Source organism: Sphingopyxis terrae subsp. terrae NBRC 15098, assembly GCF_001610975.1.
Classification (GTDB): Bacteria; Pseudomonadota; Alphaproteobacteria; order Sphingomonadales; family Sphingomonadaceae; genus Sphingopyxis; species Sphingopyxis terrae_A.
Genome location: NZ_CP013342.1, coordinates 700,460 through 726,148 on the forward strand (window position 1 = coordinate 700,460; position 25,689 = coordinate 726,148).

The following is a 25,689-nucleotide window of genomic DNA, read 5'->3' on the forward strand; positions in this document are numbered from 1 at the left end:
TGACCGCCATATGGTCGGCGATGTCGCGGGCATTGTCGGTCAGGCGGATTGCGCAGCGGAGCAACGCTTTGGGGGGCGTCAGCGTCGGCCGGCTGGCGATCGTGCCCCACCGCGCGGCGTCGCGCCGGCGGCGGCGCGAACTTCGGGGCGCGGATCGGCGTCGGCCATCGCAGCGGCGTGCAGGGTGGCCGGTTCGAGCGCGACATGGCGTGCGATCCGGGCCGACGCAGAGACAGTACACCGCGTCAGCGCGCGGACAGTTGCAGCCGACCGTCGCGATGGTCACGGCGATGTCAAAGACCGACCCGTCGGCCGTCGATCCGTACAGGCCCGCCGCGGTGTCGAGCAGCGGGAGCGCGTCGATGGCAATGGGCGGAAATTCCATAACCTCTCCTGGCTGAAACGGCGGCGACGATGCCGCCGGCGACAGGGCTAGGAAGGCGACTGAGCGAAGCCCAATTAGCTTCGCGTAATCGCCGATGCGAGCCAGAGCGACAGGCCGGGGGGCGGATCGGCGGGCGGCGTTTCGGTGCAGTGTCGCACCGCATCGGCTCGCGCGCGGGCCAGGATCGCGGGCGGAGTCGCAGCGGGGTGGAAGATATGATCGGCCTCGCCCAGCAGGCGCGCCGCGCGCAGCGTCAGATCGTCGGGATCGTCGCTGGCGAGCGCGATCATTTCAAGGCGCGCGGGCGCCGCCAGATGATCGGCGGCGAGCCAGGCAGCGACAGCGCCTTGGTCCGGCCCGGCAACCGGATCTAGCGCGCCGCCGGGCGCAAGCGCGGCATCGATGGCGCGGCGGCGGTCGGCGGCATCGGGCCAGCGCGCTTTCATCGCACCGCGCGCCGCGAACAGGGCGGCGGCGAGATTGCCGAGGGTGGCGGGCAGCAACGCCTCAATCCGCTGGCGCACCGCCTTGGCAAGCCCGGCGGACGCGCCGCCGGTGCCGACCGCGATCGTCACCGGCGCGCGATCAACGATCGCGGGGGTGGTGAAATCGCAAAGATCGGGCCGGTCGACGACATTGACGAGGAGGCCGCGCGCGCGCAGCTCCGCCGCCGCTTCTTCAGCTCCCTCGTCCAGCGCAACAAAGGCGATCGCCGCGCCGTCTTCCCACTGCGGCACGATCCGCCCGCCGGCGCGCGCAATCAGCCGCGCCTTCGCATCCGCAGCCTCCCCCTCCCCGACCAGCACGACCGTGCGGCCTGCAAGGTTCAGGAAGAGAGGAAACTGGCGCATCAGTCGATCCAGTCGGGGACGCGTTCGGCCGCCATGATCGTACCGGCGGCGATGCGATCGGCGACGACGATATAGCGGTCGCCGTCGACGAGCACTTCGGGAACCAGGCTGCGGCTGTTGTAGGTCGATGCCATCGTCGCGCCATAGGCGCCCGCGGTACGGAAAACGGCGAGATCGCCCGCCGCAACCTTGTCGATCACGCGGTCGCGCGCGAAGGTGTCGCCGGTTTCGCACACCGGGCCGACGATCGAGGCGGTCATCGTCTCGCCGCTCGGACGCACTGCCTGGAAATCGTGCCACGCATCGTAGAGCGCCGGACGTGCCAGATCGTTCATGGCTGCGTCGACGATGACGAAATCGCTCTGCGCTCCCGGCTTGACCCACAGCACTTCGGTGAGCAGCACGCCCGCGTTGCCGGCGATGACGCGCCCGGGTTCGAACATCAAGGTGACGTCCCAGTCGCGGGTGACGCGCGCGACCATCGCGCCATAATCGGCGGGGCTCGGCGGGTTGTCGCCCTCCTTGTAAGGAACCCCGAGCCCGCCGCCGAGATCGACATGGGTGATGTCGTGTCCCGCCGCTCGCAGATCGGCGATCAGCCGCCCGACGCGGACGAACGCCGCCTCGAGCGGGTCGAGGCTGGTGAGCTGACTGCCGATATGGAGTGCAATGCCGCGCAGCTTGAGGCCAGGTAGCCGCGCAAGGCGGTCGAATATTTCGGGCGCGACGTCGATGCCGACGCCGAACTTGTTTTCGGCCTTGCCGGTCGAGATCTTGGCGTGGGTGCCCGCATCGACGTCGGGATTGACGCGCAGCACTGCCTGCGCGGTCATTTCCTTTCGTGCGGCGATCTCTGCGAGCGCGACACCTTCGGGTTCATGTTCGATGTTGAACTGGCCGATGCCGCGGTCGAGACCGAGCGCCAGTTCGGCCCGCGTCTTTCCGACGCCCGAAAAGACGATATCTTCGGGCGCCATCCCCGACGCGATCGCGCGTTCGAGCTCGCCGCCCGACACGACGTCGGCGCCATAGCCCTGCCGCGCGAGGACACGCAGCACGCCGAGGTTGGGGTTGCACTTGATCGCAAAGGCAATGTGCTTGCGCGGAATGTCGGCAAGCGCGTCGCGAAACACCTGCGCATGGCGTTCAAGCGTCGCGCGCGAATAGACATAGACGGGGGTGCCGATTTCCTCGGCAATGCGCGGCAAGGCGATGTCTTCGGCGTAGAGAACGCCGTCACGATAAGCAAAATGATCCATGGAAAAGGTCCTGAACTCAGCCCGGAGGCGGCAAGTCGAAATCGTCGGGTTCGCGCTTTTCGGATCGTTTAAGAAGGTCGTCGCTGCGCGCGGGCCGGGCCTGCGCGTCAGGCGTCGTGAGCTCCTCCGTGGTCGGCTGGCGCTGTGCCCCGATGGGTAGCGCGGGCGGGGCCGAACCCGCCACCGGCTTCAGATCTTCCTTCTTGCCGCACGCGCCAAGCGCCACGAGCGCAGCGCCCGAGGCGGCCAGCAAAATCGTCGTGCGGATCTTTGCCATCACCTAAATCTCCAGCGCCGCGCGCGCCGCGGCAACAGCCTGCCTTACCCGTTCGGGCGCGGTGCCGCCATAGCTCATGCGGCTGGCGACCGACGCCTCGACGGTCAGCGCCGCGAGCGCGGCGGGCGTGACCGCGGCATGGATCGCCGCCGCTTCGTCCGCCGGAAGCGCCGACAGTTCAACGCCGAGCTCTTCCGATCGTTTCACGCAGGCACCGACGATATGGTGCGCGTCGCGGAACGGCACCCCCGCCTCGCGCACCAGCCAGTCGGCCAGATCGGTCGCGGTCGAAAAGCCCGATGCGGCGAGCGCGCGCATCCGGTCGGTGCGAAAGGCCAGCGCGTCGACCATGCCGGTCATCGCGGCGAGCGAAAGCGCTAGCGCGTCGAAGGCACCGAAGACCGTTTCCTTATCGTCCTGCAAATCCTTCGAATAGGTGAGCGGCAGCCCTTTCACGATCACCGAAAGCCGCTGGAACGCACCGAGCAGCAGGCCTGCGCGGCCGCGCACCAGTTCGGCGGCATCGGGATTGCGCTTTTGCGGCATGATCGAGCTGCCGGTCGACCAGGCGTCGGGCAGACTGACGAAACCGAAGGGCTGGCTGGCCCAGATCACGATCTCTTCGGCGAGGCGCGAGAGGTGAATCGCGGCAATCGAGGCGGCGGCACAAAATTCGAGCGCGAAATCGCGGTCCGATACGGCATCGATACTGTTCGCCATCGGCCGGTCGAAACCGAGCGCCGCCGCGGTCGCCGGACGGTCGAGCGGGAAGCTGGTGCCCGCAAGCGCCGCGGCGCCGAGCGGCGATTCGTTGAGCCGCGCGCGCGCATCGCGGAAACGGCCGCGATCGCGGCCGAACATTTCGACATAGGCGAGCAGATGGTGGCCGAGCGTCACCGGCTGTGCGACCTGCAAATGGGTGAAGCCGGGCATGATGCTGTCCGCATGTTCATCGGCGCGCGCGAGCAGGGCGCCCTGAAGCGCCTTCAGGCCGGAATCGATACGGTCGCAAGCGGTGCGCACCCAGAGCCGAAAATCGGTCGCGACCTGATCGTTGCGCGAGCGCGCGGTGTGGAGCCGCCCGGCGGCTTCGCCGACCAGTTCCTTGAGGCGCGATTCGACCGTCATGTGAATATCTTCGAGCGCAAGATCGACCGGCACACCGTTCGCGGCGAACTCGTCGGCGATCTGCGCCAGCCCGCGATCGATGGTCGCCGCGTCGGCGGCGGCAATGATCCCCTGCGCGCCGAGCATCGCGGCATGCGCGCGGCTGGCGGCGACATCCTCTTCCCAAAGACGTTTGTCGACGGGGATCGAGGCGTTTATCTCTTGCATGATCGCCGCAGGTCCGCCACCGAAGCGGCCGCCCCACATGCTGTTGCTATCGGGAGTATTCGCCATCCGCCGCGTTCCAAATCTTCGTCTTGCCGTGCTGGCCCTGCTGATCGCCGGTTCCTTCGCGGGGTGCGATAGGCAAAAGGAGGCCTCGGAGCAAGCAGGCGCGGGGCAAGCAAATATTTCGCCCGGCGAAGCGGCGCATGGCCGCGACCCCGCCACCTTTCAGCATGTCGTCGAGCGCGGCAACGCCGGCAAGGCCGGACCGGCCGCCGTCTTTCGCGGCCCCGACGACGCACCGGTGACCGTCGCGTCGTTTCGCGGCAAGCCGCTGCTGGTCAATCTGTGGGCGACCTGGTGTGCGCCCTGCGTCGCCGAAATGCCGACGCTCGATGCGCTTGCCGCGCAAAAGGCAGGCAAGCTGACGGTCGTCGCGGTGGCGCAGGATCTGCAAGGCGCTTCGGTCGTCGATCCCTGGTTCCAGAAGGCGGGGCTGAAGGCGCTGCAACCCTATCTCGATCCGCAGAACACTTTGTTGGACGCAGCGAATACCGCGCTGCCGACGAGCATCCTCTACGATGCGAACGGGCGCGAACTGTGGCGCGTGGTGGGCGCCATCGACTGGCAGGGCGAGGAAGCGAAGGCGCTGCTGGCGGAAGGCGGAGTGTAGAATGAAGACGGCGGACGCATAGCGCCCGCCGCCTTTTGAAACTCATTTCGACGATCAGCCTTCGATCGAGACGCGCCCCACAGGGTAGCCCTTCTTGCGCATCACCTTGGTATAATCCTTGTCGGCGTCGACGACTTCGGTCGCCCACTCGTCCCATGCATCCCAGCGATCCTCGCGATCGGTTGCGCGGCCCAAGTCACTCTTGAGCTCCTTTTCAGCCTCCAGAATATCGGTGCGATAATTGTACCAATATTTATTATAGACCCCCGCAATCGGCACGCTGCGAACCGGTGGGCGATCGAAACCCGGCGGAATCGACCCATAGGGAACCGTCGCCATTGCAGCACCGGCGGGAAGAGCCATAAGCGCCGCCAAAGTCGTCCTTTTTTTCATCGTTCGTCTCCTTGGTGGACCCTGCTGGTCAGGAGAAAGAACGAAAGAGAACCGGCTTTTCTTCACGGACCGACGAGGATTCGACACGCCTTGCGGCGGAACCGTCCACGGCCGTCCCCGCAGGCAAGGCGGCGCTTTCATCCGACGCCGAAGCTGACGGCGGCATCGACGATTGCCCCTACCCCGGATGCGCCTCGTCACCGACGCTCGATTTGAGCAGCCCGCGGAACACATCCTGCGCGGTCCGTTTGCCCTGCGTCACGTCGAAGACGTCGCGCGCGATCGGCATCGCGATGCCGTGACGGTCGGCGAGCGCCATCACCGTGGGGGCGCTTTTGACGCCTTCGGCGACCATGTGCATGTCGGCGATGATCGCGTCGATATGGCGCCCCTTGCCGAGTTCGACCCCGACGTGGCGGTTGCGCGACAGCGGGCTGGTGCAGGTCGCGATCAGGTCGCCCATGCCCGTCAGACCGGCGAAGGTTTCCGGGCGCCCGCCCATCGCGACGCCGAGCCGGGTGATTTCGGCCAGCCCGCGCGTCATCAGCCCGGCGCGCGTATTGTCGCCCGCGCCGAGCCCGTCGCCCATGCCGACCGCAATCGCGATGATATTCTTGAGCACCCCGCCGAGTTCGCAACCGAGCAGATCGGTGTTGGTATAGACGCGGAACAGCCCCGAATGGAAAAGCGGGTGCAGTGCGCGCACGACGATTTCATCCTCCATCGACAGCACGCTCGCCGCCGCCTGGCCGCTCATGATCTCACGCGCGAGATTGGGGCCGGTGAGCACGCCGACGGGGTGGCCGGGCAGCACCTCCTCGATCACCTCGGTCATCCGCTTGCCCGTCGCGAGTTCGAGCCCCTTGGTCAGGCTGATCACCGGCACCCAGGGACGCAGATGATCGCGCGCCTCCTCGAGCACCGCGCGAAAGCTGTGCGACGGCACGCCCATGACGAGGACGTCGGCGCCCGCCACAGCTTCGCCGAGATCGGCCGTCGCGCGCAGCGCCGCGGGCAGGCGGATGCCGGGCAGATATTTGCGGTTTTCCTGATCGCGGTTGATGCCATCGACCATTTCGGCGTCGCGCGCCCACAAGGTGATCGGCGCGTTGCGCGATACCGTCGCGGCGACCGTCGTCCCCCAGCTCCCCCCGCCGAGCAGGCCCACTTTCAGGCGCATAGCCCCTCCTTCTCCCTGCCCGTCATTGCGAGCGAAGCGACGCAATCCAGTGCTGGCTCGAGCCAGTCTGGATTGCTTCACCCGGCTTTGCCGGGTTCGCAATGACGCATGGTTTGACCAGCGGATCAAGTCCGACGTAATAGGCGGCTAATCGAGCGGCCCGAGAAAATCCTTCATCAGCGCGGCGGTGGCCTTCGGATCCTCGACCATCGGGACATGGCCGACATGATCGAGGACATGCGCGCGGCTGTTTGCGATACCCGCTTCGAGCACGGGGACGCAGCTGATGTCGATCAGCCGGTCGTGGCGGCCCCAGATGATCAGCGTCGGCACCGTCACCTCGCCGAGCCGGTCGTTGAGCGGGCGGTCGCGCATCTCGGTCGCAATGACCCAGAAGGCGGTGTCGAGCTGATCGCGATATTTGAGCGCGTCGGCATAGAGCACCGGCTTCAATCGCGACGGCACGAAGGGCGGTTTGTGGACGACCATCGCGACGAGGCGGTCGGCATCCTCGATACCGGCCAGGACGAGCGGGTTATAATCCTCGTTCGCCGCCTGTTTCTGAAGATCGCTCTCGTTCGCGCCCGCCACCCCGGCATTGTCGATCAGGATCAGGCTGGCGAGCGCATCGGGAAAGTCGAGCGCGTAGCGCAGCGCGATCCAGCCGCCCATGCTATTGCCCGCGATATGCGGCTGCCGCAGTCCGAGCGCATCGACGAATGCCTTCAGCCGCGCGGTCTGCGCTTCGATGTCATACGCAAGATCGGGGTTGCGTTCATTCTCGCCAAAACCGGGGAGATCGGGTGCGACGACGTAATAGTCGCGCGTCAGAAAGGGCGCGAGAAAGGACCAATTATCCTTGTCGCCCGAAAAGCCATGGACGAGCAGCAGCGTAGGCTTGGCGGGATCGCCGCCCTCCAGATAGGGCCAGGCGCGGCCGTCGACGGTAACGCTTTTCTGCACCGTGCCGCCGCGCCGGCGGAGCAGCGCGCGACCGATCGCGACCAGGCGGCCGGGGAATACGAAATAGAAGATCGCCAGAGCGATCAGCGGAGCAAAAAGCAGAATGAGGAGGAGCTTCATGACGTGCGGAATTTCCCTGTCGATCCGTTGGCTTCAGGCTGACACATGCGCATCGAACCAGCCGATCAGATCGTCCAGCACCGCATCGCGTTCGGGCTCGTTATAGATTTCGTGGAACAGGCCGGGATAGATTTCGAGCCGCTTGTCGGTCGATGCGACATGGTCGAACAGATAGTGCGAGCCCGCCACCGAGGCGAGGCTGTCATGGTCGCCATGCTGGAGCAGGATCGGCAGCGTGATTTTCGGTGCGCATGCCTGCGCAACCGCCATCGCGTCCATGAATTCCTTGCCGAGCCGCGCGCCGATCTTTCCCGTATAGACAAGCGGATCGGCAAGATAGGCGGTGACCACCGCCGGATCGCGGCTGACCCCGTTGGGATCGAGCGCCAATACGCCGAGGCGCGGAAAAAAGCGTGACAGAAAGCGGCTGATCCAGACGGTGAAGCGCGAAGGCGGCGTACCGGGGACAATCGCCGGGCCGGACAGTGCGGCGGCGACAAAGGCGTCCTGCCGATCGATCAGGAACAGCGTCGCGATCAGGCCGCCCATGCTGTGTCCGAGCAGCAGGCGCGGCGCGCCCGGATGGTTGACCTCGACGAGCGTGAGCAATTCGGCCATGCCGTCGGTGAAAGCCGAGAAGCGCGGCACATAGCCCCCCTCGCCATCCGACTTGCCATGGCCCCAATGGTCGACCGCATAGACGGCATAGCCGGCGTCGGTCAGCCGTTTTGCCACATGGGCGTAACGCCCGGCGTGCTCGGCATAGCCGTGCGCGAGGAGCACCACGGCCTTGGGCGCCGCAGCAGGAAGCCAATGGGTGACGTGCAGCGTCGCGCCCGCGCCCGCCGATCCCGGCGGCAGCATCACGCCCGCCATGCTCACCGGACCGGCTTTTTCAGCGCCGCGCTGCGGTGGCCGGGGCCGTCGTCGCCGCCCTTGTCGATGCGCGCCAGGATGGCGTCGAGCGCGCGGCTTATCGCGGTCTGGGTGCGCACCATCTCGATCTTCGGCCAGGCGGTGCGCATGCCGGTGTCGATCAGCTCGTCGATGTCCTCCTGCGACAGATCGGACAATATCTTTGTGGGCGACCAGAATTTGGGCGGCCGGATGATGTTGATGTCGCCGGTATATTCCTGATTGATCAGCGAGCGCGCCATATTGGCGAGGCTGTTGAGCGGCGGCACCAGTTCGAGGGGCTTCTGGAATATCACCATATTGGCGTTGAGCCATGCCTTGAAGGTCGCCATCGAGGCATGCTGAATGGCCTCTATCGGCGCCATCTGCTTGCGCGTGTCGGTCGCGAAAGGCAGCGCGAGCGGGTTCGCCTGGCTGACGATATGATGGTTGACGCCGTAGAGGCGTTCGAGCCGCTTGGTCGGGATGTCGTGCGTCACCGACCCGTCGACCCAGCGCCGGTCGGGCTGATAGGGCACGCGCTTGCCCGCTTCGTCGCGCGCCATCAGCATCACCGGCGGAAAGACGCCCGGCACCGCGCACGAGGCGAGCACCGCTTCGCGGATCAGCACATTGGGCGCGGTGATCGCGTTGAGCAGGCGGCCGTTCTGATATTTTTCGGCGGGCGCGACTGACACGTTGAGATGTCGGCCGCTGACCTCATAGGCTTCCTGAAAGGTCAGGTCGGGGATGAGCTCGGCGAGGCGCGCGGCGACCTCGTCAGGGGCGAGGCGGCGCACTTCGGGATCGCGGTCGGCGCTGGCAAGCTTGTCGCTGGCCAGGAAGGCGCCGACCTCGGCATCCTTGCGCGTGCAGACGACCGCGGCGACGATCGAACCGCCGCTCGATCCCGCGAGGATCGTCGGCAGCACGCCCTCCTCCCACAGCGCTTTCACGACGCCGACATGGAAATAGAGAAAGCTGCCCGACCCCGACAGCAGCAGCGCCGAGCGGCCGTAGCAATGCTGGGCGCGGCGGAAGAAATCGCGCTTTTCGTCGCGCGGGATGCTGCGCGCCGCGGCGATCTTGCCCAGCGCGGAGACGACCTCTGCCACATAATCCTCGATCAGCCTTTTGGTGCCGAAGCGCGCCTTTTGATACAAGCGTTCGTGGCCCATGCCGTCGATATTGCCGTGAATGCCTTCGTTGAGGACGAAGAGCAGCCCCTTCACATCGCCCGCCGCCGACAGCTTGCGCAGCCGTTCGAGGCGGGCGCGGATCGCGCGATAGTCGAAATGCTTGCTTTCGTCGGCGTCGCGCCACGCCTGCATCCCCGATTTGCCGTCGGCGGCAATCGCCGCTCTGATCCAGGCGGCATAGTCGGGCGCCTTCGCCAGATCGGCGTCCACGCTGAGCGTCGGGGAAAAGATCATTCGGTGGTCCTGCACTATTTCTATTTTCAGTGATTCTTGCGGGTTACGTTGCCTTTGGCAACTGTTTTGACGCCAGCTTCCACACCTTCGTCATCCCGGACTTGATCCGGGATCCATTGACCCGGCGCCGCGCGAATGGACCCCGGATCAAGTCCGGGGTGACGAAGGAGGTGATGCCTTCTTCCGCTTCGTCGGCGTTTTTGGTTTCGCTTTCGCCTTGGGTGTCGTTTTGGATGAAGTCTTTGTCTTCGAAGCGGGCTTTTCTGCAGGCTTCGGTTTGACCGCCGCCTTTTCGGGCTTAGGCTGCGCGGCGAGCAGGTCGGCGAAACTTTCGTCGATGCACGTGCGAAAGAAGGCGATGTCGGGCATGATCGCGCGTTCGGAGATGATCGAGAAGCCGACCTGACCGTTATAGCTGGGGGTCGCGATGAACAGCCCCATATTGTTGGCGAGCGGGCCTGCGCCGTATTGCTGCACAAGCTGCGCCCCCGCGAGATAGAGCGGCACCTGCGCGCCCGGGACGTTCGAGATGAAAAGATTGGTGCCGCGCACCGCGAAGCGCTCGCTCGTCAGGATGCGCGCAACCGCCGCCATCGTCGCGCCCGGAATATGCTGCGACAGGTCGGTCATGATCCGCGCGCTGACGCCCGCCTTCGCCTCCTTCGCCTCCACCGTATAGTCACGGATCGCCGCGAGCCGCTTCAGCGGGTCGGCAATGTCGGTGCGCAGCGGCACGCTCATCGCGGTCACCTGATTGCCGGGACTGTCGGCCTTGCCGCCCTTGCCGCGCCGGTTGATCGGGGCGACCGCGACGACGCTTTCCTTGGGCAGTTCGCCATGCGCCTGAAGATATTTGCGCAGCGCGCCCGCGCAGGTCGCAAGGATGACGTCGTTGACCGTCGCGCCGGGCACCTTTGCCCGCACCTTCGCGATATCGGCGAGCGCAACCCGGGTCGCGTCGAACATCTTGTGCGGGCCGACGGGTGCGTTGAAGCGCGTTTCGGGGACGCCCGCGGTCATCCCCTGATCGCTGAGCATCGACTTGCGCGCCGCGGTCATCAGCGAGGGCGACACCTTGAGCAGCGCGTTCATGAATTTGACCGGCGATTGCATCGACGCGGTCCAGGCGCGCGTGGCGACCTCCGCGCTCGACGGCGCGCGCCCGAGATCCTCCACCGGCGCGCCGGGGATTGCCGGCGTCCCCTTGGCGTCGATGTCGCTCATCGCGATGAAGGCATGCGCGCCCGATGCGCCGTCGACCGCGGCGTGATGGACGCGGTGGAGCATCGCGAAGCTGCCCTTCGGGATGCCGGGGATACGGTCGAGCCCCTCGATGATGTAAATGTCCCAAAGCGGCCGGTTCATATCCATCGGCTTCGAGAAATAGCGCGCGACCGCGATGCAGAATTGCCGCCAGTCGCCGGGTTCGGGCAGGCGCGCGTGGCTCATATGCGCTTCGATGTCGAAATGTTCGTCCTCGACCCAATAGGGGTGGTCGAGATCGAGCGGCAGCCGGTGGAGCCGGCGCTTGAACAGCGGCGATGTGTCGACGCGCGACTGGACGTGCGCGATGATATCCTTGAACCGCACGAAGCCGCCTGGCGCCGTCGACGGATCGTAAATGTAGATACCCATGATATGCGTCAGATTGTTCGCGGTCTGGGTATAGAGGAACTGGGCGTCCTGGGCGCTGAGTTGCTTAAGCATGCGAACCTCCATCCAACATCGATGATCCCGTCCTTGCGAGCGGAGCGAAGCAATCTCCCGTCACCGGCCGGGCGCCGGGACAAAGGCGAGCGATTGCCGCATCGCCTGCGGCTCCTCGCCATGACGAACGCGGTGTCATGTCATTCTCCCGTCCCCGGCAATCGGTCGGCGAGCGCGAGCGTGGCCAGCCGCATCGATTCCATGACGTTGGCGAGCCCGCGGAGTTCCACGAGCAGTGCGCGGCGCGCGCGCAATCCGTCAGGGGTCGCGGTTTCCGCCAGCCCCATATGGCGCATCTGCGACAGGGCGTTGGCGAAGAGCAATTTTCCGATCGACGCTTCGCTGCTGATCCGGCGCAGGAGCCAGGCCTGACGCCCCTCGATCAGCGCGGCGTCGAGCAGCGCCTTTTCATCGACCGGATCGCCGGGGCGCGCGCGCGCCAGAATGTCGGCAACGACCGAATAGGCCTCGGCAAAGGGTAGCAGGATCGCATGGCCGACCATCGGCTGACAGCGGCGAATGAGCTGCGCAACGCCGCGGTCGCCGCTCGCCAGTCGCTTGGCCCAGGCAGGGTCGATGCGCGCAAGTTCAGCCTCCAGCGCGGCCAGATGTTCGCCGCGCGGCGGGTAGAAGAATTCGAATTTGAACAGATCGCGCAGCCGGTCGATCCGCGCCCAGAAGGCGGCGGTCGAATCCTTGCTGTCGGCATCGCGCAGCTCGAACAGCGCCAGCTCGATCATCGCGCGGTCGAGGAAATGATGCGCGATGATGTTGCGATAATAGCTCGCCATCGGATGCTTGGCGGGGTCGATCGAATAGACGGTCTCGCTGCCGGCCTCGAACCGCGTGAGCAGGCCGCCCTCGACGAGCGTGTCGAGCGTCGCCGCGAGCGCCGCGGCGTCGCCGCCTTCGAGCTCGCGGCTGAGGCGGATGCCGCGCTCGCGCGCCCAGGCGGTGATGCGCGCGATCGTCGCGATCATCTCTGCCTCGGTCACGCCGCGCGGCGCGGTGCCGAGCAGGATGAGGCACATGACCGAGGTGACGGTAAGCGGGGTGACGCGGTTCGCCTCGACCGCGACGGCGAAGGCGATACGCTCCAGCGCGCGCCGGTCGTCGGGGGCTGGCGCCTCCGGAATGACGACGGGCTCGCCGATGTCGAGACGGATGCGCCCCGACGGTTCCTTGAGGCTCTTCATATAGCCGATGAACCAGGCGAGGCTTTCGGGTTTCTTGGTCCGCCCGGTCTGTTCGGCGGCATATTCCTCGACATCGCGGATCAGGTCGAAACTGGTGACGAAGGGCACGAAATGTACCCCCTGCGTCCCGGTCGCATGCGCGGCGTCGAGGACATATTTCATCAGGCCATATTTGGGCGGCATCAGCTTGCCGAGGCGCGAGCGCGTCCCTTCGAAGGCCCAGGACAGCGGGAAGCGCTTGGCGAGCAGCCAGGCGATATAGTGGCGCAGCACCAGCTTGTAGACCGGCTGATCCTGAAAGCTGCGGCGAATGAAAATCATTCCCGAGCGGCGGAAGAATTGGCCCATGATCGCGAAGTCGAGGTTGGCGCCGCCAAAGCTGTGCAGCATCGGCAGGTCATTTTCATAGGCGAGGCGGCTGGGGGTCGCGCCGTCGATATAGGTTTTGTGTGTGAACAGGATCGCGGTCGGATGTTCGCGCAGCACCGAGCGCAGCTTTGCAAGCTCGGCCGCGTCGACCTCCATCTCGGGCGCATAGCCGCCGAACATCATCCGGTCGAGCCGCGCGCGCAGGTCGAGGAACAGCGCACTGGGGGTCGCGATGACCTCCTTCATCAGCGGGCGCGCCTCGCGGTAGAGATCCGCGACGGGACGGCCGAGCTGGCCGGCAAGATCGGCAAGCGCGGCGCGGAATTTGGGGTTGGTGCGCAGCGAGTCGGCAACGAAGCGCGGCACCTTGTAGCGGCTGCCGCGGATGCCGCGTTCGGCGACGTCGAGCGCGAGCCCCGCCTGCCGCGCGACGAAGCCGGCAAATTCGCTGCTTCCCTCCTCGCAGCCGTCACCGCCGCCGGTCTGCGCGAGATAGCGTGCCTTCAGCTCTGTCTGTGTTGCCGCTTCGCCGACCAGGATCTGCGCCCGGCGCCGGTCGCGCCACAGGATGAACCGCGCGCGCAGCGGCCCCGGACGGCGCGGGTCGCCGAAGATCAGATGCCGGAATTTCAGCGCGCGATCGCGCTCGAAACCGGGGATGCGCCACGCGACGCGCAGCGGCACCACCGTACGCGCAGGGTCGCCCGCCAGCCGCGCCTTGAGCGCATCGAGGTCGAGGGCATGATCGTCATCGGCGATCGCGAGGCTGACCCAAATCGGCGCGCCCTCCCCGCCCGGATCGACCGAGGTCGCGTGGATCCAGTCGAGCAATATCTGCCGCTCGATCCGGTTGTGCGCGTCAATGATGTAGAGCCGGTCGGCCAGCTGCTCCGCGACGAATTCGCTGCGGGGCGTGCCGTCGGCCATGGCCTTAAACCACCGTCATTGCGAGGAGCGTAGTGACGCGGCAATCCAGCGCGGCGTAACCCGCCCTGGATTGCTTCGCTTCGCTCGCAATGACGAGGTGAAACATGGGCTAGGCCTTCTTTACCTTTCGGGGCGTCGGCTTTTTCTTGGCGGCAGGCTTCTTGGTAGCCGCTTTCTTCGGCGCCTTTTCGGGGTTTGCCGCTGGCGCCGCCTCCTTCGCAACCGATTCCGCGACAGTCTCCTCGGGCTGGCCGAGGGTGCGCAGGAACATGTTGCGCACGTCGCGGACATGGGTGTTCAGCGTCTTCACCTGCCATTCGGACGTATCGACGGGCGGCAGGACGGTGACGCGCACCGTCGCGGGGCGCATCACGAATTCGTTTTTCGGCGCGACGTCGGTCGCATTGTGGATGACGATCGGGACGATCGGCACGCCCGCCTGCATGGCGAGGTGGAAGGCGCCCTTCTTGAAGGGTTCGAGCTTCGGGGTCAGGCTGCGCGTCCCCTCGGGCGCGATGCAGATCGACTTGCCTTCCTTCTGAATGGCTTCGACCAGCGGTTCCATAGCCTTGATCGCGCTTTTGCCGTCGGCGCGGTCGACGAAGACGGTGCCGCCCCATTCCATCAGCTTCCCCAAGATGGGAATTTCCTTGATCTCCTTCTTCCCCACCCCGCCCATGTCGCGGCGGATGAGCTTGGCAAGGATCATGACGTCCGCCTTGCTCTGGTGGTTGAAGATGAAAATGCACGGGCGCGACGACCAGAGGTGGCGTTCGTCCTCGACCTCGAGCTCGACGCCGGTGATCGCGGTCGCGAAGTCGCCGAACAGCCCCATCGAGAAATTGACCGCCTCGCGCTGTGAACGCGTCAGCGCCCAGATCGGCAGGCCAGCCGCGAAGGCGCCGATCAGCGAGCCGGTGGCGTAGATGGTGCGCGTATAGTCGACCCACGACGGCGTGCCGCGGCTCGCGAAGCGCTGCACCGGCCAGCCCCGCTCGTCGGCGATCGCCTTCAATTTCATATTGGGATTGAGCGGCCGCGGCTTGCCGACGCGTTCGAGCAGTTCGATGTCGTCGTCGCTGTCCGAATAGAAATAGCTCTGATCGAGGTCGAAGCCATAGTCTGCGGCAAGCTCCTCGGCGGCAAGCACCTTGCCTTCGCCGAAGCAGAGCGGGCGGATGATGTCGCCGGTGAACACGCCATCTTCGATTTCATAGGCGGAGCATTTGATGTCGGATATGCCGAGGTCGCGCGCGGTCGGTTCGATCTGGTAGATCGTCGCCGACGAGATGATCGCGACGCGGTGCCCCTTGGCCTGATGCGCCTCGATGATCGCGCGCGTCTCGGGATAGATTTTGCGCGCGATATGCTTCTTGTAGAGTTCTTCGCCGAACTGGACGAAGCTTTCCTCCTCGACGCCCTTCATGAATTTGGCGGCGCCGCTCATCAGCCCCGAAAAGCCGATCGCGCCCAGACTGTGCTGCGCGATGACATTCGCGGTCTCGGCGATTTCCTCGACCGACATTTCGCGGCGCTGCAGCTTTTCGCGCAGCATCGCCGTCGCCGAATAGCCTGCGATGATCGTTCCGTCGAAATCGAAGAGCGCGGCGATATGCGATCCGGGTTCGGACGCGAGAACTTCTTCCAAATGCGGCTGCGGCCTTGGCACGCGCATCTCCCCCACTGGCGGCTGTACCGCCTTATCCCTGCACGATGACAGGTAAAATGGGGTTAATCAATGGCGCGAAAGCGCCGACGCCTCGCGCGCGAGTGTCTCGATCCGGGCCGGATCGAGCGGCCCCGCGGGGACGACCCAGCTGCCGCCGACGCACAGCACCGCGTCCAGCGCGAGCCATTCGGGTGCGGTCGCGGCGGTGATGCCGCCGGTGGGGCAGAAGCGCGCCTGCCCGAACGGCCCCGCGAGCGCCTTGAGCGCAGGGATGCCGCCGCTTGTCGCGGCCGGGAAGAATTTGAAATGCGAGAGGCCAAGATCCATGCCGCGCATGATGTCGCCGGCATTGGCGGTGCCGGGGAGGAAGGGAATGCCGCTCGCGACCGCCGCCTTGCCGAGATTGTCGGTCAGCCCCGGCGAAACGATGAATTTGGCGCCCGCATGGATCGCGCCCGCCAGCATCGCGGGATCAAGGACGGTCCCGGCGCCGACGACCGCGCCCGGCACCGCCTTCATCGCCGCGATCGCAGCGAACGCGGCAGGGGTGCGCAGCGTGACCTCGAGCACCGGCAGGCCGCCCGCGACGAGCGCCTCGGCCATCGGGACGGCGTTCTCGACGCGGTCGATGACGATTACCGGGATGACGGGGGCTAGCGCCATGATCTGGTCGATGGACTTGTCGGACATCTTCTAACTCCGTTCGCCCTGAGCTTGTCGTAGGGCTGTTCTATTCCGAATCCGTTGAAAGGAAGAGCGGTCCTTCGACAAGCTCAGGACAAACGGTTTTCGCATCAGACGACGGTTTCCATCGCCGCGAGCATCGCCGACCCGCCCTTTTCGGCTTCGTCGGCGTGGTGACGGAACAGCGCAAACAGCTCGCGCCCGACGCCGAGTGCGGGCGGCGGGGCGATGGCGGGCGACCGCGCGGCCCATTCAGCGGGATCAACGAGCGCCGTCACCTCGCCGTTTACCGCGCAGACGCGCACCATGTCGCCGTCCTGCAGACAGGCAAGCGGGCCGCTGACCCCGTCGGGGCCGGGCAGCGCCTCGGGCGAGAGGTGGATCACCGCAGGCACCTTGCCGCTCGCCCCCGACATGCGGCCATCGGTGAGCAGCGCGACGCGGTAGCCGCGGTCCTGCAGCACGCCGAGCGCCGGGGTGAGCTTGTGGAGTTCGGGCATGCCGTTGGCGCGCGGCCCCTGGAAGCGCACGACGACGACGCAGTCGCGGTCGAGTTCGCCCGCCTTGAATGCAGCGAGCACCTGATCCTGATCGTCGAAGAGGCGCGCCGGGGCTTCGATCGTCCAGCGATTCGGGGCAACCGCGCTCGTCTTGATGATCGCGCGGCCGAGATTGCCCGACAGCAGCCGCATGCCCCCGTCGGACGAAAAAGGAGCGGAAACGGGACGCAACATCGTTTCGTCGCGCGACGTCTCGGGTGCGGCCTCCCAATGAAGCGCATCGTCGACCAGCACCGGCTGTCCCGAATAGTCGGCCATTGACCCGCCCACCGTGAGCACATCGCCGTGGAGCAGTCCGGCGCCGAGCAGTTCGCGCACGACATAGCCGATCCCGCCCGCGGCGTGGAAATTGTTCACGTCGCCCGCGCCATTCGGATAGACGCGCGCGAGCAGCGGCACGGCGCGGCTCAGCTCGTCGAAATCCTGCCAGTCGATGATGATCCCCGCCGCCCGCGCGATGGCCGGCAGGTGGATGGCATGATTGGTCGAACCGCCGGTCGCGAGCAGGCCGATCGCGGCATTGACGATTGCCTTTTCATCGACGCAGCGCGCGAGCGGGCGATAGTCGTCGCCGGTCCAGCCGATTTCGGTCAGCCGGTGCGTCGCGGCACGCGTCAGTTCCTGCCGCAGCTTGGTGCCCGGATTGACGAAGGCGCTGCCGGGAATGTGCAGCCCCATCAATTCCATCATCATCTGGTTGGAATTGGCGGTGCCATAGAAGGTACAGGTGCCTGCGCCATGATAGCTGGCCGCCTCCGCCTCGAGCAGCGCGTCGCGGCCGACCTTGCCCTCGGCATACAGCTGACGGACGCGGACCTTTTCCTTGTTCGCGAGGCCCGACGGCATCGGCCCGGCCGGAATGAGGATCGTGGGCAGATGGCCGAAACGCAGCGCGCCGATGAGCAGGCCGGGAACGATCTTGTCGCAGATGCCGAGCAGCAGCGCGCCCTCGAACATCGCGTGGCTGAGAGCGATCGCGGTGCCCTGCGCGATATTGTCGCGGCTGAACAGCGACAGGTCCATGCCCGCCTGTCCCTGCGTCACCCCGTCGCACATCGCGGGAACGCCGCCCGCGACCTGCGCGGTGGCGCCGGCTTCGCGCGCGAAAATCTTTATCTGTTCGGGGTAGCGGCCATAGGGCTGATGCGCCGACAGCATGTCGTTATAGGCGGTGACGATGCCGATATTCATCTCGGCGCCCGCGCGGATCGCGGGCTTGTCCTCGCCCGACGCCGCGAAGCCATGCGCAAGGTTGCCGCACGACAGATTGCCGCGATTGGTTCCGGCCTCGCGCTGCCGCTGCATCAGATCGAGGTAGGCGGCGCGGCGCGGCGCGCTACGGCGGGTGATGCGGTCGGTGACGGCGGCGATCGTGGGGTGGAGATCAGTCATGGCTATTCCCGTCAATCATGCCAGCTCGCTCCGTCGCGTTCGATGAGCGCGATCGCGCTCGACGGGCCCCAGCTTCCCGCGGTGTAGGTCTGCGGCGCCAGATCGACCGATGCCCAGGCGTCGCGGATCGAATCGATCCATTCCCACTGCGCCTCGACCTCGTCGCGGCGCACGAACAGCGTCTGATCGCCCTCGATGAAGTCGAGCAACAGCCGTTCGTAGGCGATGCGCCGCCGCTCGCCCTCGAAACTGTGCGAGAGCGACACGTCGAGCGTGACCTCTTTGAGCTTTACCCCGTCGCGGTCGAGTCCCGGCTGCTTCGCCATCACCTTGACCCGGATATTCTCTTCGGGCTGCAGGTTGATGATCATGCTGTTGGCGTCGAGTCCCCCCGCGCCGACGCGCGCGAAGATATTATGCGGCACCGGCTTGAACTGGATCAGCACTTCCGACTTGCGCTGCGGCATCCGTTTGCCGGTGCGCAGGTAAAAGGGCACGCCCTTCCAGCGCCAATTGTCGATATAGGCCTTGAGCGCAACGAAGGTTTCGGTGTTCGACGGATGGCCCAGCTCGTCGGCATAGCCCGTGACCGCGCCGCCGTTCACCGCGCCGCTCGTGTACTGACCCTTGACGCTGTGCGCCTTGACATCGTCGGCGCGCATCTTGCGCAAGGACCGCAGCAGCTTGACCTTTTCGTCGCGCACCGCGGTCGCCGAGACGCTCGCCGGCGGCTCCATCGCGATGATCGCGAGGAGCTGGAGCATATGGTTCTGCACCATATCCTTCAATGCACCGACGCCGTCATAATAGGACACCCGGCCTTCGAGGCCGACGGTTTCCGCCACGGTGATCTGGACGTGGTCGATCGCCTGCGCGTTCCACAAAGGTTCGAACAGCATATTCGCGAAACGCAGCGCGAGCAGGTTCTGGACCGTTTCCTTGCCCAGATAATGATCGATACGGAAAACGCGATCCTCGGCAAAGGCGCTGCCGACCTGTTCGTTGACCGCACGCGACGAGGCGAGATCGTGGCCGATCGGCTTTTCCATCGCGATCCGGCATTCGGCGCAGGCAATCCCGGCCGCGGCGAGCCCCTGCGCGATCGGGCCGAACATCGATGGCGGGGTCGACAGATAGGCGCCGATCGGGCGGCTCATCCGGTCACCGAGCATTTCGGCGAGCCGGTCGTACCCCGTCGCTGCACCGGCATCGACCGCGCAATAGTCGATCCGCTCGAGGAAAGCGGCAATCACCGCTTCGTCGATGCGATCGCCCGCGAGGTGATCGTCGAGCGCGGCGCGTACCATCGCGTGCGCCCCTGCCCGATCCATCTGCGAGCGGCCCGAGGCGACGATCGTCATCGCATCGTCGAGCAGCCCGTCCATGTGCAGATTGTAGAGCGAGGGGAAGAGCATGCGATGGGCAAGATCCCCCGTCGCCCCGAACAGCACCAATGTTTCGACTTTGACGCTCACAAATATCCCCTTGGATAACGGACAGGGACGCTGGCGAAAGCCCCTGGCGATTGCAACGCGCATACGTAAGCCGCATAGCTTTGCATCGCCATTGGCAAGCCGCCCGCATCTGGCATAGGAACGCGCCATGACCGACGCGCCCATCCCCTATGATGTCATCGTGATTGGCGGCGGCGTCAATGGGGCCGGCGTCGCGCGCGATGCCGCGGGGCGCGGCGCGCGCGTGCTGCTGATCGAACAGGGCGATCTGGCGCAGGGCACCTCCTCGGCCTCGACCAAGCTGATCCACGGCGGGCTGCGCTATCTGGAGCATTATGAATTCGGCCTGGTGCGCGAAGCGCTGGCCGAGCGCGAGATATTGTGGGGCATCGCACCGCACATCATCTGGCCGATGCGCTTTGTCCTCCCCTATCGCGACGGGCTGCGGCCGCGCTGGCTGCTGCGGCTCGGCCTGTTTCTCTACGACCATATCGGCGGGCGCCGGAAATTGCCGCCAACGCGGTCGATCGACCTGGCGCGGCATCCGGCGGGCGCGCCGCTGCAGCCGCAATATGCCAAGGGTTTCGAATATTCGGATGGCTGGGTCGACGATGCGCGGCTGGTGATGCTGAACGCGCGCGACGCCGCCGACCGCGGGGCGCGGATCAAGACGCGCACCCGCGCCGACCTGATGCGGGTCGAGGACGGGCTATGGGTGGTCGAGGCGACGGGCGCGAACGGCCAAGCCTATCGCTTTACCGGCCGCAGCCTTGTCAATGCCGCCGGCCCCGCCGTGCTTGATCTGCTGCGCCGCGCCGCCGCGCCGCCCGATTATCAGATGCGGCTGGTGCGCGGATCGCACATCGTGGTGCGCAAGCTGTTCGACCATGATTTCGCCTATTTCTTCCAGCTTCCCGACGGCCGCATCTTTTTCGCCATCCCCTATGAGCGCGATTTCACGCTGATCGGGACGACCGACCAGGATCATGAGGGATCGCTGGCCGACGTGCATGCAAGTGCCGAGGAAATCGCCTATCTGTGCGAGGGAGCGAACCAGTATTTCGCCGCGCAGATCGGCCCCGACGATGTCGTGTGGACCTATTCGGGGGTGCGGCCGCTGGTCGAGGACGGATCGGGCAAGCCCGAGGCGGCAACGCGCGGATACCGCATCGACCTCGACATGGAGGAAGGCGCGCCGCTGCTCACCATCTATGGCGGCAAGATCACCAGCTATCGCCATGTCGCCGAACATGCGATCGACGATCTGGCGGCGCATGTCGCCGCGCTGACCGGCGCGCGCTGGACCGCCAGCGCGCCGCTGCCCGGCGGCGATTTTCGGACCGACGGCGCGGCGACGCTGAAGGCCGACTATCGGCTAGCCCACCCCTTCCTCTCCGCCGCGACGGTCGACCGCATCGTCAAGGCGTATGGCACCGACGCGCGGGCATGGCTCGGCACAGCCCAAAGCTGGGACGATCTGGGAGGCGAGATCGCGCACGGACTGTCGGCCGCCGAAATCCGTTGGATGATCGACCGCGAATGGGCGCAGACGAGCGACGACATATTGTGGCGGCGCAGCAAGCTGGGGCTGCATTTCACCGCCGAGGACATCAAGCGGCTCGACGCCTTTCTGGACGGCATCGCCGTCAAGCCCGCGCTGCCCGAGTAATCGCCCGTCCGCCTTTGCCGCCGCGGCGATCGCCAGCGCATCGGCGCCCGCCGGAAAATGGCTGCGTCCCGTCTGGTCGTGCACCGCGTCCCACACCGCCGCCGCGACGTCGGCCTCGGTCGTGAAGAGCGCGGGTTGCGCCATGCCCGCAAGGATCGGCGCGGCATGGTTGCCATAGGGTTCGGGCAGCACGTCGGCGAGCGCGACATCGGTGTTCGCGCTAAAGGCGGTGGTCGGACCATAGCCGGGCTCGACGAGTTTCACCCCGATACCCAGCGGTTCGAGTTCGTGCGCGAGGCTGCCGGTGAAACCCTGGATCGCGGTCTTGCTGCCCGTATAGGCGGCTGCATAAGGGAAGGAGGCAAGCGTCGCCGACGAAGTGACGTTGACGATCGTTCCCGACCGGCGTTCGCGCATCTGCGGGATCACCGCCTGCGTCATGGCGATAGTGCCGAGGCTGTTGGTGGCATAGACGTCGCGGATGCGCCGCAGCGGCGCATGTTCGAGCGCGCCGAACAGGCCGATCCCCGCATTGTTGACCAGAACGTCGATCGGCCCGGCGGCGGCGATGGCGGCGGCGATGCTGTCGTCATCGGTCACATCGAGCGGCAGCAGGCGAAGCCGCGCCGAAGGTTCGAGCGGCGCGGCGGCCGGGTTGCGCATCGTCGCGATCACGGTCCAGCCGCCAGCATGAAAATGGCGCGCGGTTTCGAGGCCATAGCCCGACGAGCAGCCGGTGATCAGAATCCGTTTCATCATTCTTCCTTTCATCAGGGTGATGGAAAGGATCTAGTCAGCAGAAGAGATACTATCTATAATGTAAAATCCGCATTTCTTTACCAATAGTCCTGATATGGCCGATCCGCTCTCCGATCTCATCGCGCTGCTGCGCCCCAGCACGGTCTTCGCGAAAGGGATTGGCGGACGCGGGCAGTGGGCGGTGCGCTATTCATCCTTCGGCGACCCGAGCTTTTGCACGGTGCTGCAAGGTCACTGCCGACTGACGGTCGATGGCGCCGATCCGGTCACGCTGATTGCCGGCGATTTCGTGCTGTTGCCTGAGACGCCCGGCTTTACCATTTCGGCCATCGACGCAGGGGCTACGTGCGATCCGGTCACGATCGATCCCCATGACACCACCGCCTTTTCGGGCGATATGCGGCATGGCGAGCCCGACGGTGAGCCCGACGTCCGGATGCTCGGCGGCTATTTCGCCTTTGCTTCGCCCGACGCCGGCCTGCTGGTATCGCAGCTTCCCGCCCTGATCCATTTGCACGGGGCCGAGCGGCTGGCGGCGCTAGTGCAGATGGTGCGCAGCGAAGCGGGCGGCGACAGGCCGGGGCGCGATCTGGTGCTCGCGCGGCTGGTCGAGATACTGCTGGTCGAGGCGCTGCGGGCCGCGGGCGGTGACGAGGCGCCGCCGGGGATGCTGCGCGGCCTAGGCGACCCGCGGCTGGCGAGCGCGATCCGCTGCATCCACGATGCCCCCGCGCACGCCTGGACGGTCGCGGCGCTTGCGCAGGAAGCGGCGCTGTCGCGATCGGCCTTTTTCGACCGTTTCGCGCGCACCGTCGGCGTGCCGCCGATGGAATATGTGCAAAGCTGGCGCATGAGCCTGGCCAAGGACATGTTGCGCCGCCGCGCGGGCAAGATCGACGAAATCGCCGAGCGTGTGGGCTATGGGTCGGCGAGCGCGTTCAGCACCGCCTTTGCGCGCGCGGTGGGCGTGCCGCCGCGGCGCTTTGCGATGACGGCCGGCTAGCGCGGTTTGCGCGTCGGCTTTGCGGCCTTGCGTGCCGCTTGCTCGCGCAGCCTGTTCTCGCGCTCGGCCAGTTCCTCGAAACGGCAGAGCGGAATCGGTGCGGGCGGCTTCTTCTTGTCGGTCATTCTTCTCTCGTCACCCCGGACCTGGTCCGGGGTCCATGCGAGTTTGCGCCGCGAATGGATGCCGGATCAAGTCCGGCATGACGAAAATATGGCGCTCACGCCGCTTCGACGTCCACATCCGCGGGCAGGCGGATCATGTAATCGAAGGCCGACAGCGCCGCCTTAGATCCTTCGCCCATCGCGATAACGATCTGCTTGTAGGGCACGGTCGTGCAATCGCCCGCGGCGAAGATGCCGCGCTGGCTCGTCTCGCCGCGATGGTCGACCTCGATTTCGCCGTGGCGCGACAGGGTAACGCTGTCCTTGAGCCATTCGGTGTTCGGCACGAGGCCGATCTGAACGAAGATGCCTTCGAGTTCGACCTGGTGCGGCGCGTCCGAATTGCGGTCCTTATAGGCAAGCCCGGTCACCTTTTCGCCGTCGCCGAGCACTTCGGTGGTCAGCGCCGAGGTAATGATCCGGACATTGGGCAGGCTCGCGAGCTTGCGCTGGAGGACGGCGTCGGCGCGGAGCTGGCTGTCATATTCGATCAGCGTGACGTGCGCGACGATGCCGGCAAGATCGATCGCCGCCTCGACGCCCGAATTGCCGCCGCCGATCACCGCGACGCGCTTGCCCTGGTAGAGCGGGCCGTCGCAGTGCGGGCAATAGGCGACGCCCTTGTTGCGATAGGCATCCTCGCCCGGCACGCCGAGCTGGCGCCAGCGCGCGCCGGTCGAGAGGATAACGGTGCGCGCCTTGAGCGACGCGGCGTTCGCCAGCACGATTTCGTGCAGGCCCCCTTCGGCCTTCGCCGGGATCAGTTTCTCGGCGCGCTGCAGGTTCATGATGTCGACGTCATAATCTTTGACGTGGCTCTCGAGCTGCGCAACGAGCTTCGGCCCTTCGGTGTGCTGGACCGAGATGAAATTCTCGATTGCCATGGTGTCGAGCACCTGACCGCCGAAGCGTTCGGTGGCGATGCCGGTGCGGATACCCTTGCGCGCCGCGTAGATCGCAGCCGCGGCGCCCGCGGGGCCACCGCCGACGACGAGCACGTCGAACGCCTCCTTAGCGCCGATCTTTTCCGCCGCCTTCGCTTCGGCGCCGGTGTCGAGCTTGGCGAGGATCTGTTCGAGCTCCATGCGGCCCTGACCGAAATTCTGCCCATTCAGGAAGATCGTCGGCACGGCCATGATCTTGCGCTCCTCGACCTCGGCCTGGAACAGCCCGCCGTCGATCGCGGTGTGGGTGATGCGCGGGTTGACCACGCTCATCAGGTTCAATGCCTGCACGATGTCGGGGCAATTCTGGCACGACAGCGAGAAATAGGTTTCGAAGTGGAAGTCGCCATCGAGCTCCGCCACTTGCCCGAGCACCTCGGCGCTCACCTTCGGCGGGTGGCCGCCGACCTGGAGCAGCGCGAGAACGAGCGAGGTGAATTCATGGCCGAGCGGGATGCCCGCGAAGCGCACCGCGACACGGGCGTCGCTCGCGCGGCGGATCAGGAAGCTGGGCCGACGCGCATCGTCGTCGGTGCGCGTCACGCTGACCTTGTCCGACAGCGCGGCGATATCGTTGAGGAGCGCCGCCAGCTCGGCCGACTTCGCATCGTCGCCGAGCGACGAGAGCAGTTCGATCGGTTCACGAAGGTTCGTGAGGAGGCCCTGAAGCTGCTGCTTCATATTGGCGTCGAGCATGGGGAGAGTTCCTGCCTGGTTTCAAAGAAAATCCGTGTGCTCCCGCGAAGGCGGGAGCCCAGCGCTGTAGAGCGCAAGTGTAGCGACCTAACGCTCTGGGTCCCCGCCTTCGCGGGGACACACGGACGATTACACCTTAGATCTTGCCGACGAGGTCGAGCGAGGGCGCGAGCGTTTCGGCGCCTTCTTCCCACTTTGCGGGGCAGACTTCGCCGGGGTGGCTGACCCAATATTGCAGCGCCTTGATCTTGCGGAGCAGTTCGGCGGCGTTGCGGCCCACGCCTTCGGGAGTGATTTCCAGAAGCTGGATTTCACCCTGCGGGTCGAGCACGAAGGTGCCGCGGTCGGCAAGGCCGACGCCCTGGCGCAGAACTTCGAAATTGTTCGACAGATTGTGGTTCTGGTCGCCGACCATATAGTAATTGATCTTGCCGATCGCCGGCGAGGTGTCGTGCCATGCCTTGTGGCAGAAATGCGTGTCGGTCGACACCGCGAACACTTCGACACCCATATTTTGCAGCGTCGGATAGATGTCGGCGAGGTCTTCGAGCTCGGTCGGGCAGACGAAGGTGAAGTCGGCCGGATAGAAGAAGAAGACGGCCCACTTGCCCTTGACGGTTTCGTCGCTGATTTCGACGAACTTGCCGTCCTTGTACGCGGTCGCGTTAAAGGGCTTGATGGTGGTGTTGAGCACGGACATGGAGAGCCTCCTTTTGTTTGTGGAGCCCTCCCCTAG

At 65.9% G+C, this 25,689-nt stretch carries 20 protein-coding genes and 2 pseudogenes; 3 read left to right on the forward strand and 19 right to left on the reverse strand.

Translation table 11 applies throughout. The features are described 5' to 3' along the window. Positions 1–459: 459 nt before the first annotated feature. Genes AOA14_RS03415 through argH form a run of 4 tightly spaced genes read right to left on the reverse strand, consistent with a single transcriptional unit; the run spans position 460 to position 4,173 of the window. The gene (locus AOA14_RS03415; protein WP_062900761.1) at positions 460–1,236 is read right to left on the reverse strand and encodes a precorrin-2 dehydrogenase/sirohydrochlorin ferrochelatase family protein; all 777 of its coding nucleotides are present in this window, start codon (positions 1,234–1,236) and stop codon (positions 460–462) included. Then, complete coding sequence (gene lysA, locus AOA14_RS03420; RefSeq protein ID WP_062900762.1) at positions 1,236–2,495, reverse strand: diaminopimelate decarboxylase; 1,260 nt, start codon at positions 2,493–2,495, stop codon at positions 1,236–1,238. Before lysA ends, AOA14_RS03415 begins: the two co-directional genes overlap by 1 nt. Before the next feature lie 16 nt (positions 2,496–2,511). Next, positions 2,512–2,772: a hypothetical protein gene (locus AOA14_RS03425; RefSeq protein WP_062900763.1), complete on the reverse strand. Its 261-nt coding sequence runs from the start codon at positions 2,770–2,772 to the stop codon at positions 2,512–2,514. Positions 2,773–2,775: 3 nt separating this feature from the next. Further along, a complete protein-coding gene (gene argH, locus AOA14_RS03430) occupies positions 2,776–4,173 on the reverse strand; it encodes an argininosuccinate lyase (protein WP_234178532.1) in 1,398 nt (465 codons plus the stop codon). Here argH and AOA14_RS03435 point away from each other — a divergent pair. Next, positions 4,145–4,675, forward strand: a pseudogene (locus AOA14_RS03435) (TlpA family protein disulfide reductase); the annotation flags it as partial. The gene argH and the pseudogene AOA14_RS03435 sit on opposite strands and share 29 nt — an antisense overlap. 156 nt (positions 4,676–4,831) lie before the next feature. On the opposite strand, the gene AOA14_RS03440 reads toward AOA14_RS03435, so the two are convergent. From AOA14_RS03440 to zwf, 11 genes are all read right to left on the reverse strand, one after another. After that, the gene (locus AOA14_RS03440) at positions 4,832–5,170 is read right to left on the reverse strand and encodes a hypothetical protein (protein WP_082819802.1); all 339 of its coding nucleotides are present in this window, start codon (positions 5,168–5,170) and stop codon (positions 4,832–4,834) included. A gap of 178 nt (positions 5,171–5,348) precedes the next feature. Continuing rightward, positions 5,349–6,350, reverse strand: a complete 1,002-nt coding sequence (locus tag AOA14_RS03445) for an NAD(P)H-dependent glycerol-3-phosphate dehydrogenase (RefSeq protein ID WP_062900767.1) — start codon at positions 6,348–6,350, stop codon at positions 5,349–5,351. 147 nt (positions 6,351–6,497) lie between these two features. Continuing rightward, a complete protein-coding gene (locus AOA14_RS03450; RefSeq protein ID WP_062900768.1) occupies positions 6,498–7,433 on the reverse strand; it encodes an alpha/beta fold hydrolase in 936 nt (311 codons plus the stop codon). A 33-nt stretch (positions 7,434–7,466) separates the two neighbouring features. Next, positions 7,467–8,309 (reverse strand): alpha/beta hydrolase, encoded by an 843-nt coding sequence (locus AOA14_RS03455; RefSeq protein ID WP_062900769.1) that lies wholly within the window; start codon positions 8,307–8,309, stop codon positions 7,467–7,469. 2 nt (positions 8,310–8,311) lie between these two features. Further along, a complete protein-coding gene (locus AOA14_RS03460; protein ID WP_062900770.1) occupies positions 8,312–9,760 on the reverse strand; it encodes a DUF3336 domain-containing protein in 1,449 nt (482 codons plus the stop codon). 147 nt (positions 9,761–9,907) lie between these two features. After that, positions 9,908–11,467, reverse strand: a complete 1,560-nt coding sequence (locus AOA14_RS03465; protein ID WP_234178528.1) for a wax ester/triacylglycerol synthase family O-acyltransferase — start codon at positions 11,465–11,467, stop codon at positions 9,908–9,910. Between the two features lie 140 nt (positions 11,468–11,607). Next, on the reverse strand, positions 11,608–13,959 hold the full coding sequence (locus AOA14_RS03470) for a glycerol-3-phosphate 1-O-acyltransferase (RefSeq protein WP_062900772.1): 2,352 nt from the start codon (positions 13,957–13,959) through the stop codon (positions 11,608–11,610). Between the two features lie 109 nt (positions 13,960–14,068). After that, positions 14,069–15,607, reverse strand: coding sequence for an HAD-IB family hydrolase (locus AOA14_RS03475; RefSeq protein WP_234178525.1), 1,539 nt, complete (start codon positions 15,605–15,607; stop codon positions 14,069–14,071). An 87-nt stretch (positions 15,608–15,694) separates the two neighbouring features. Continuing rightward, on the reverse strand, positions 15,695–16,318 hold the full coding sequence (gene eda / locus AOA14_RS03480) for a bifunctional 4-hydroxy-2-oxoglutarate aldolase/2-dehydro-3-deoxy-phosphogluconate aldolase (protein ID WP_062900774.1): 624 nt from the start codon (positions 16,316–16,318) through the stop codon (positions 15,695–15,697). A gap of 104 nt (positions 16,319–16,422) precedes the next feature. Continuing rightward, positions 16,423–18,264: a phosphogluconate dehydratase gene (gene edd / locus AOA14_RS03485; protein ID WP_062900775.1), complete on the reverse strand. Its 1,842-nt coding sequence runs from the start codon at positions 18,262–18,264 to the stop codon at positions 16,423–16,425. 11 nt (positions 18,265–18,275) lie between these two features. After that, positions 18,276–19,679, reverse strand: a complete 1,404-nt coding sequence (zwf, locus tag AOA14_RS03490; protein ID WP_062902983.1) for a glucose-6-phosphate dehydrogenase — start codon at positions 19,677–19,679, stop codon at positions 18,276–18,278. Between the two features lie 187 nt (positions 19,680–19,866). Between zwf and glpD the strand changes: the two genes are divergently transcribed. Further along, on the forward strand, positions 19,867–21,387 hold the full coding sequence (glpD, locus tag AOA14_RS03495) for a glycerol-3-phosphate dehydrogenase (protein ID WP_062900776.1): 1,521 nt from the start codon (positions 19,867–19,869) through the stop codon (positions 21,385–21,387). Between the two features lie 270 nt (positions 21,388–21,657). Here the strand turns inward: glpD and AOA14_RS20045 are convergent. Next, a pseudogene (locus AOA14_RS20045) lies at positions 21,658–22,158 on the reverse strand (SDR family NAD(P)-dependent oxidoreductase); the annotation flags it as partial. Positions 22,159–22,240: 82 nt separating this feature from the next. On the opposite strand from AOA14_RS20045, the gene AOA14_RS03505 reads away from it, so the two are divergent. Continuing rightward, positions 22,241–23,149 (forward strand): AraC family transcriptional regulator, encoded by a 909-nt coding sequence (locus AOA14_RS03505; protein ID WP_062900778.1) that lies wholly within the window; start codon positions 22,241–22,243, stop codon positions 23,147–23,149. Here AOA14_RS03505 and AOA14_RS20245 read toward each other — a convergent pair. From AOA14_RS20245 to ahpC, 3 genes are all read right to left on the reverse strand, one after another. Then, positions 23,146–23,274, reverse strand: coding sequence for a hypothetical protein (locus AOA14_RS20245; RefSeq protein WP_260834170.1), 129 nt, complete (start codon positions 23,272–23,274; stop codon positions 23,146–23,148). The genes AOA14_RS03505 and AOA14_RS20245 overlap by 4 nt on opposite strands. 95 nt (positions 23,275–23,369) lie before the next feature. After that, on the reverse strand, positions 23,370–24,953 hold the full coding sequence (ahpF, locus tag AOA14_RS03510; RefSeq protein ID WP_062900779.1) for an alkyl hydroperoxide reductase subunit F: 1,584 nt from the start codon (positions 24,951–24,953) through the stop codon (positions 23,370–23,372). A 136-nt stretch (positions 24,954–25,089) separates the two neighbouring features. Continuing rightward, entirely contained in the window at positions 25,090–25,653 is a 564-nt protein-coding gene (gene ahpC / locus AOA14_RS03515; protein WP_062769850.1) for an alkyl hydroperoxide reductase subunit C, read from the reverse strand. Positions 25,654–25,689: the final 36 nt, after the last annotated feature.

Excerpts from the sequence above, each read along its gene's own strand:
- lysA (WP_062900762.1), bottom strand. The coding sequence starts at position 2,495 with ATGGATCATTTTGCTTATCGTGACGGCGTTCTCTACGCCGAAGACATC.
- AOA14_RS03450 (WP_062900768.1), bottom strand. The coding sequence starts at position 7,433 with ATGAAGCTCCTCCTCATTCTGCTTTTTGCTCCGCTGATCGCTCTGGCG.
- AOA14_RS03425 (WP_062900763.1), bottom strand. The coding sequence starts at position 2,772 with ATGGCAAAGATCCGCACGACGATTTTGCTGGCCGCCTCGGGCGCTGCG.
- zwf (WP_062902983.1), bottom strand. The coding sequence starts at position 19,679 with ATGCTCTTCCCCTCGCTCTACAATCTGCACATGGACGGGCTGCTCGAC.
- AOA14_RS03445 (WP_062900767.1), bottom strand. The coding sequence starts at position 6,350 with ATGCGCCTGAAAGTGGGCCTGCTCGGCGGGGGGAGCTGGGGGACGACG.
- AOA14_RS03465 (WP_234178528.1), bottom strand. The coding sequence starts at position 11,467 with ATGCTTAAGCAACTCAGCGCCCAGGACGCCCAGTTCCTCTATACCCAG.
- ahpC (WP_062769850.1), bottom strand. The coding sequence starts at position 25,653 with ATGTCCGTGCTCAACACCACCATCAAGCCCTTTAACGCGACCGCGTAC.
- AOA14_RS03455 (WP_062900769.1), bottom strand. The coding sequence starts at position 8,309 with ATGGCGGGCGTGATGCTGCCGCCGGGATCGGCGGGCGCGGGCGCGACG.
- AOA14_RS03470 (WP_062900772.1), bottom strand. The coding sequence starts at position 13,959 with ATGGCCGACGGCACGCCCCGCAGCGAATTCGTCGCGGAGCAGCTGGCC.
- AOA14_RS03415 (WP_062900761.1), bottom strand. The coding sequence starts at position 1,236 with ATGCGCCAGTTTCCTCTCTTCCTGAACCTTGCAGGCCGCACGGTCGTG.
- AOA14_RS03505 (WP_062900778.1), top strand. The coding sequence starts at position 22,241 with ATGGCCGATCCGCTCTCCGATCTCATCGCGCTGCTGCGCCCCAGCACG.
- AOA14_RS20245 (WP_260834170.1), bottom strand. The coding sequence starts at position 23,274 with ATGACCGACAAGAAGAAGCCGCCCGCACCGATTCCGCTCTGCCGTTTC.
- AOA14_RS03460 (WP_062900770.1), bottom strand. The coding sequence starts at position 9,760 with ATGATCTTTTCCCCGACGCTCAGCGTGGACGCCGATCTGGCGAAGGCG.
- argH (WP_234178532.1), bottom strand. The coding sequence starts at position 4,173 with ATGGCGAATACTCCCGATAGCAACAGCATGTGGGGCGGCCGCTTCGGT.
- AOA14_RS03440 (WP_082819802.1), bottom strand. The coding sequence starts at position 5,170 with ATGAAAAAAAGGACGACTTTGGCGGCGCTTATGGCTCTTCCCGCCGGT.
- edd (WP_062900775.1), bottom strand. The coding sequence starts at position 18,264 with ATGACTGATCTCCACCCCACGATCGCCGCCGTCACCGACCGCATCACC.
- glpD (WP_062900776.1), top strand. The coding sequence starts at position 19,867 with ATGACCGACGCGCCCATCCCCTATGATGTCATCGTGATTGGCGGCGGC.
- eda (WP_062900774.1), bottom strand. The coding sequence starts at position 16,318 with ATGTCCGACAAGTCCATCGACCAGATCATGGCGCTAGCCCCCGTCATC.
- ahpF (WP_062900779.1), bottom strand. The coding sequence starts at position 24,953 with ATGCTCGACGCCAATATGAAGCAGCAGCTTCAGGGCCTCCTCACGAAC.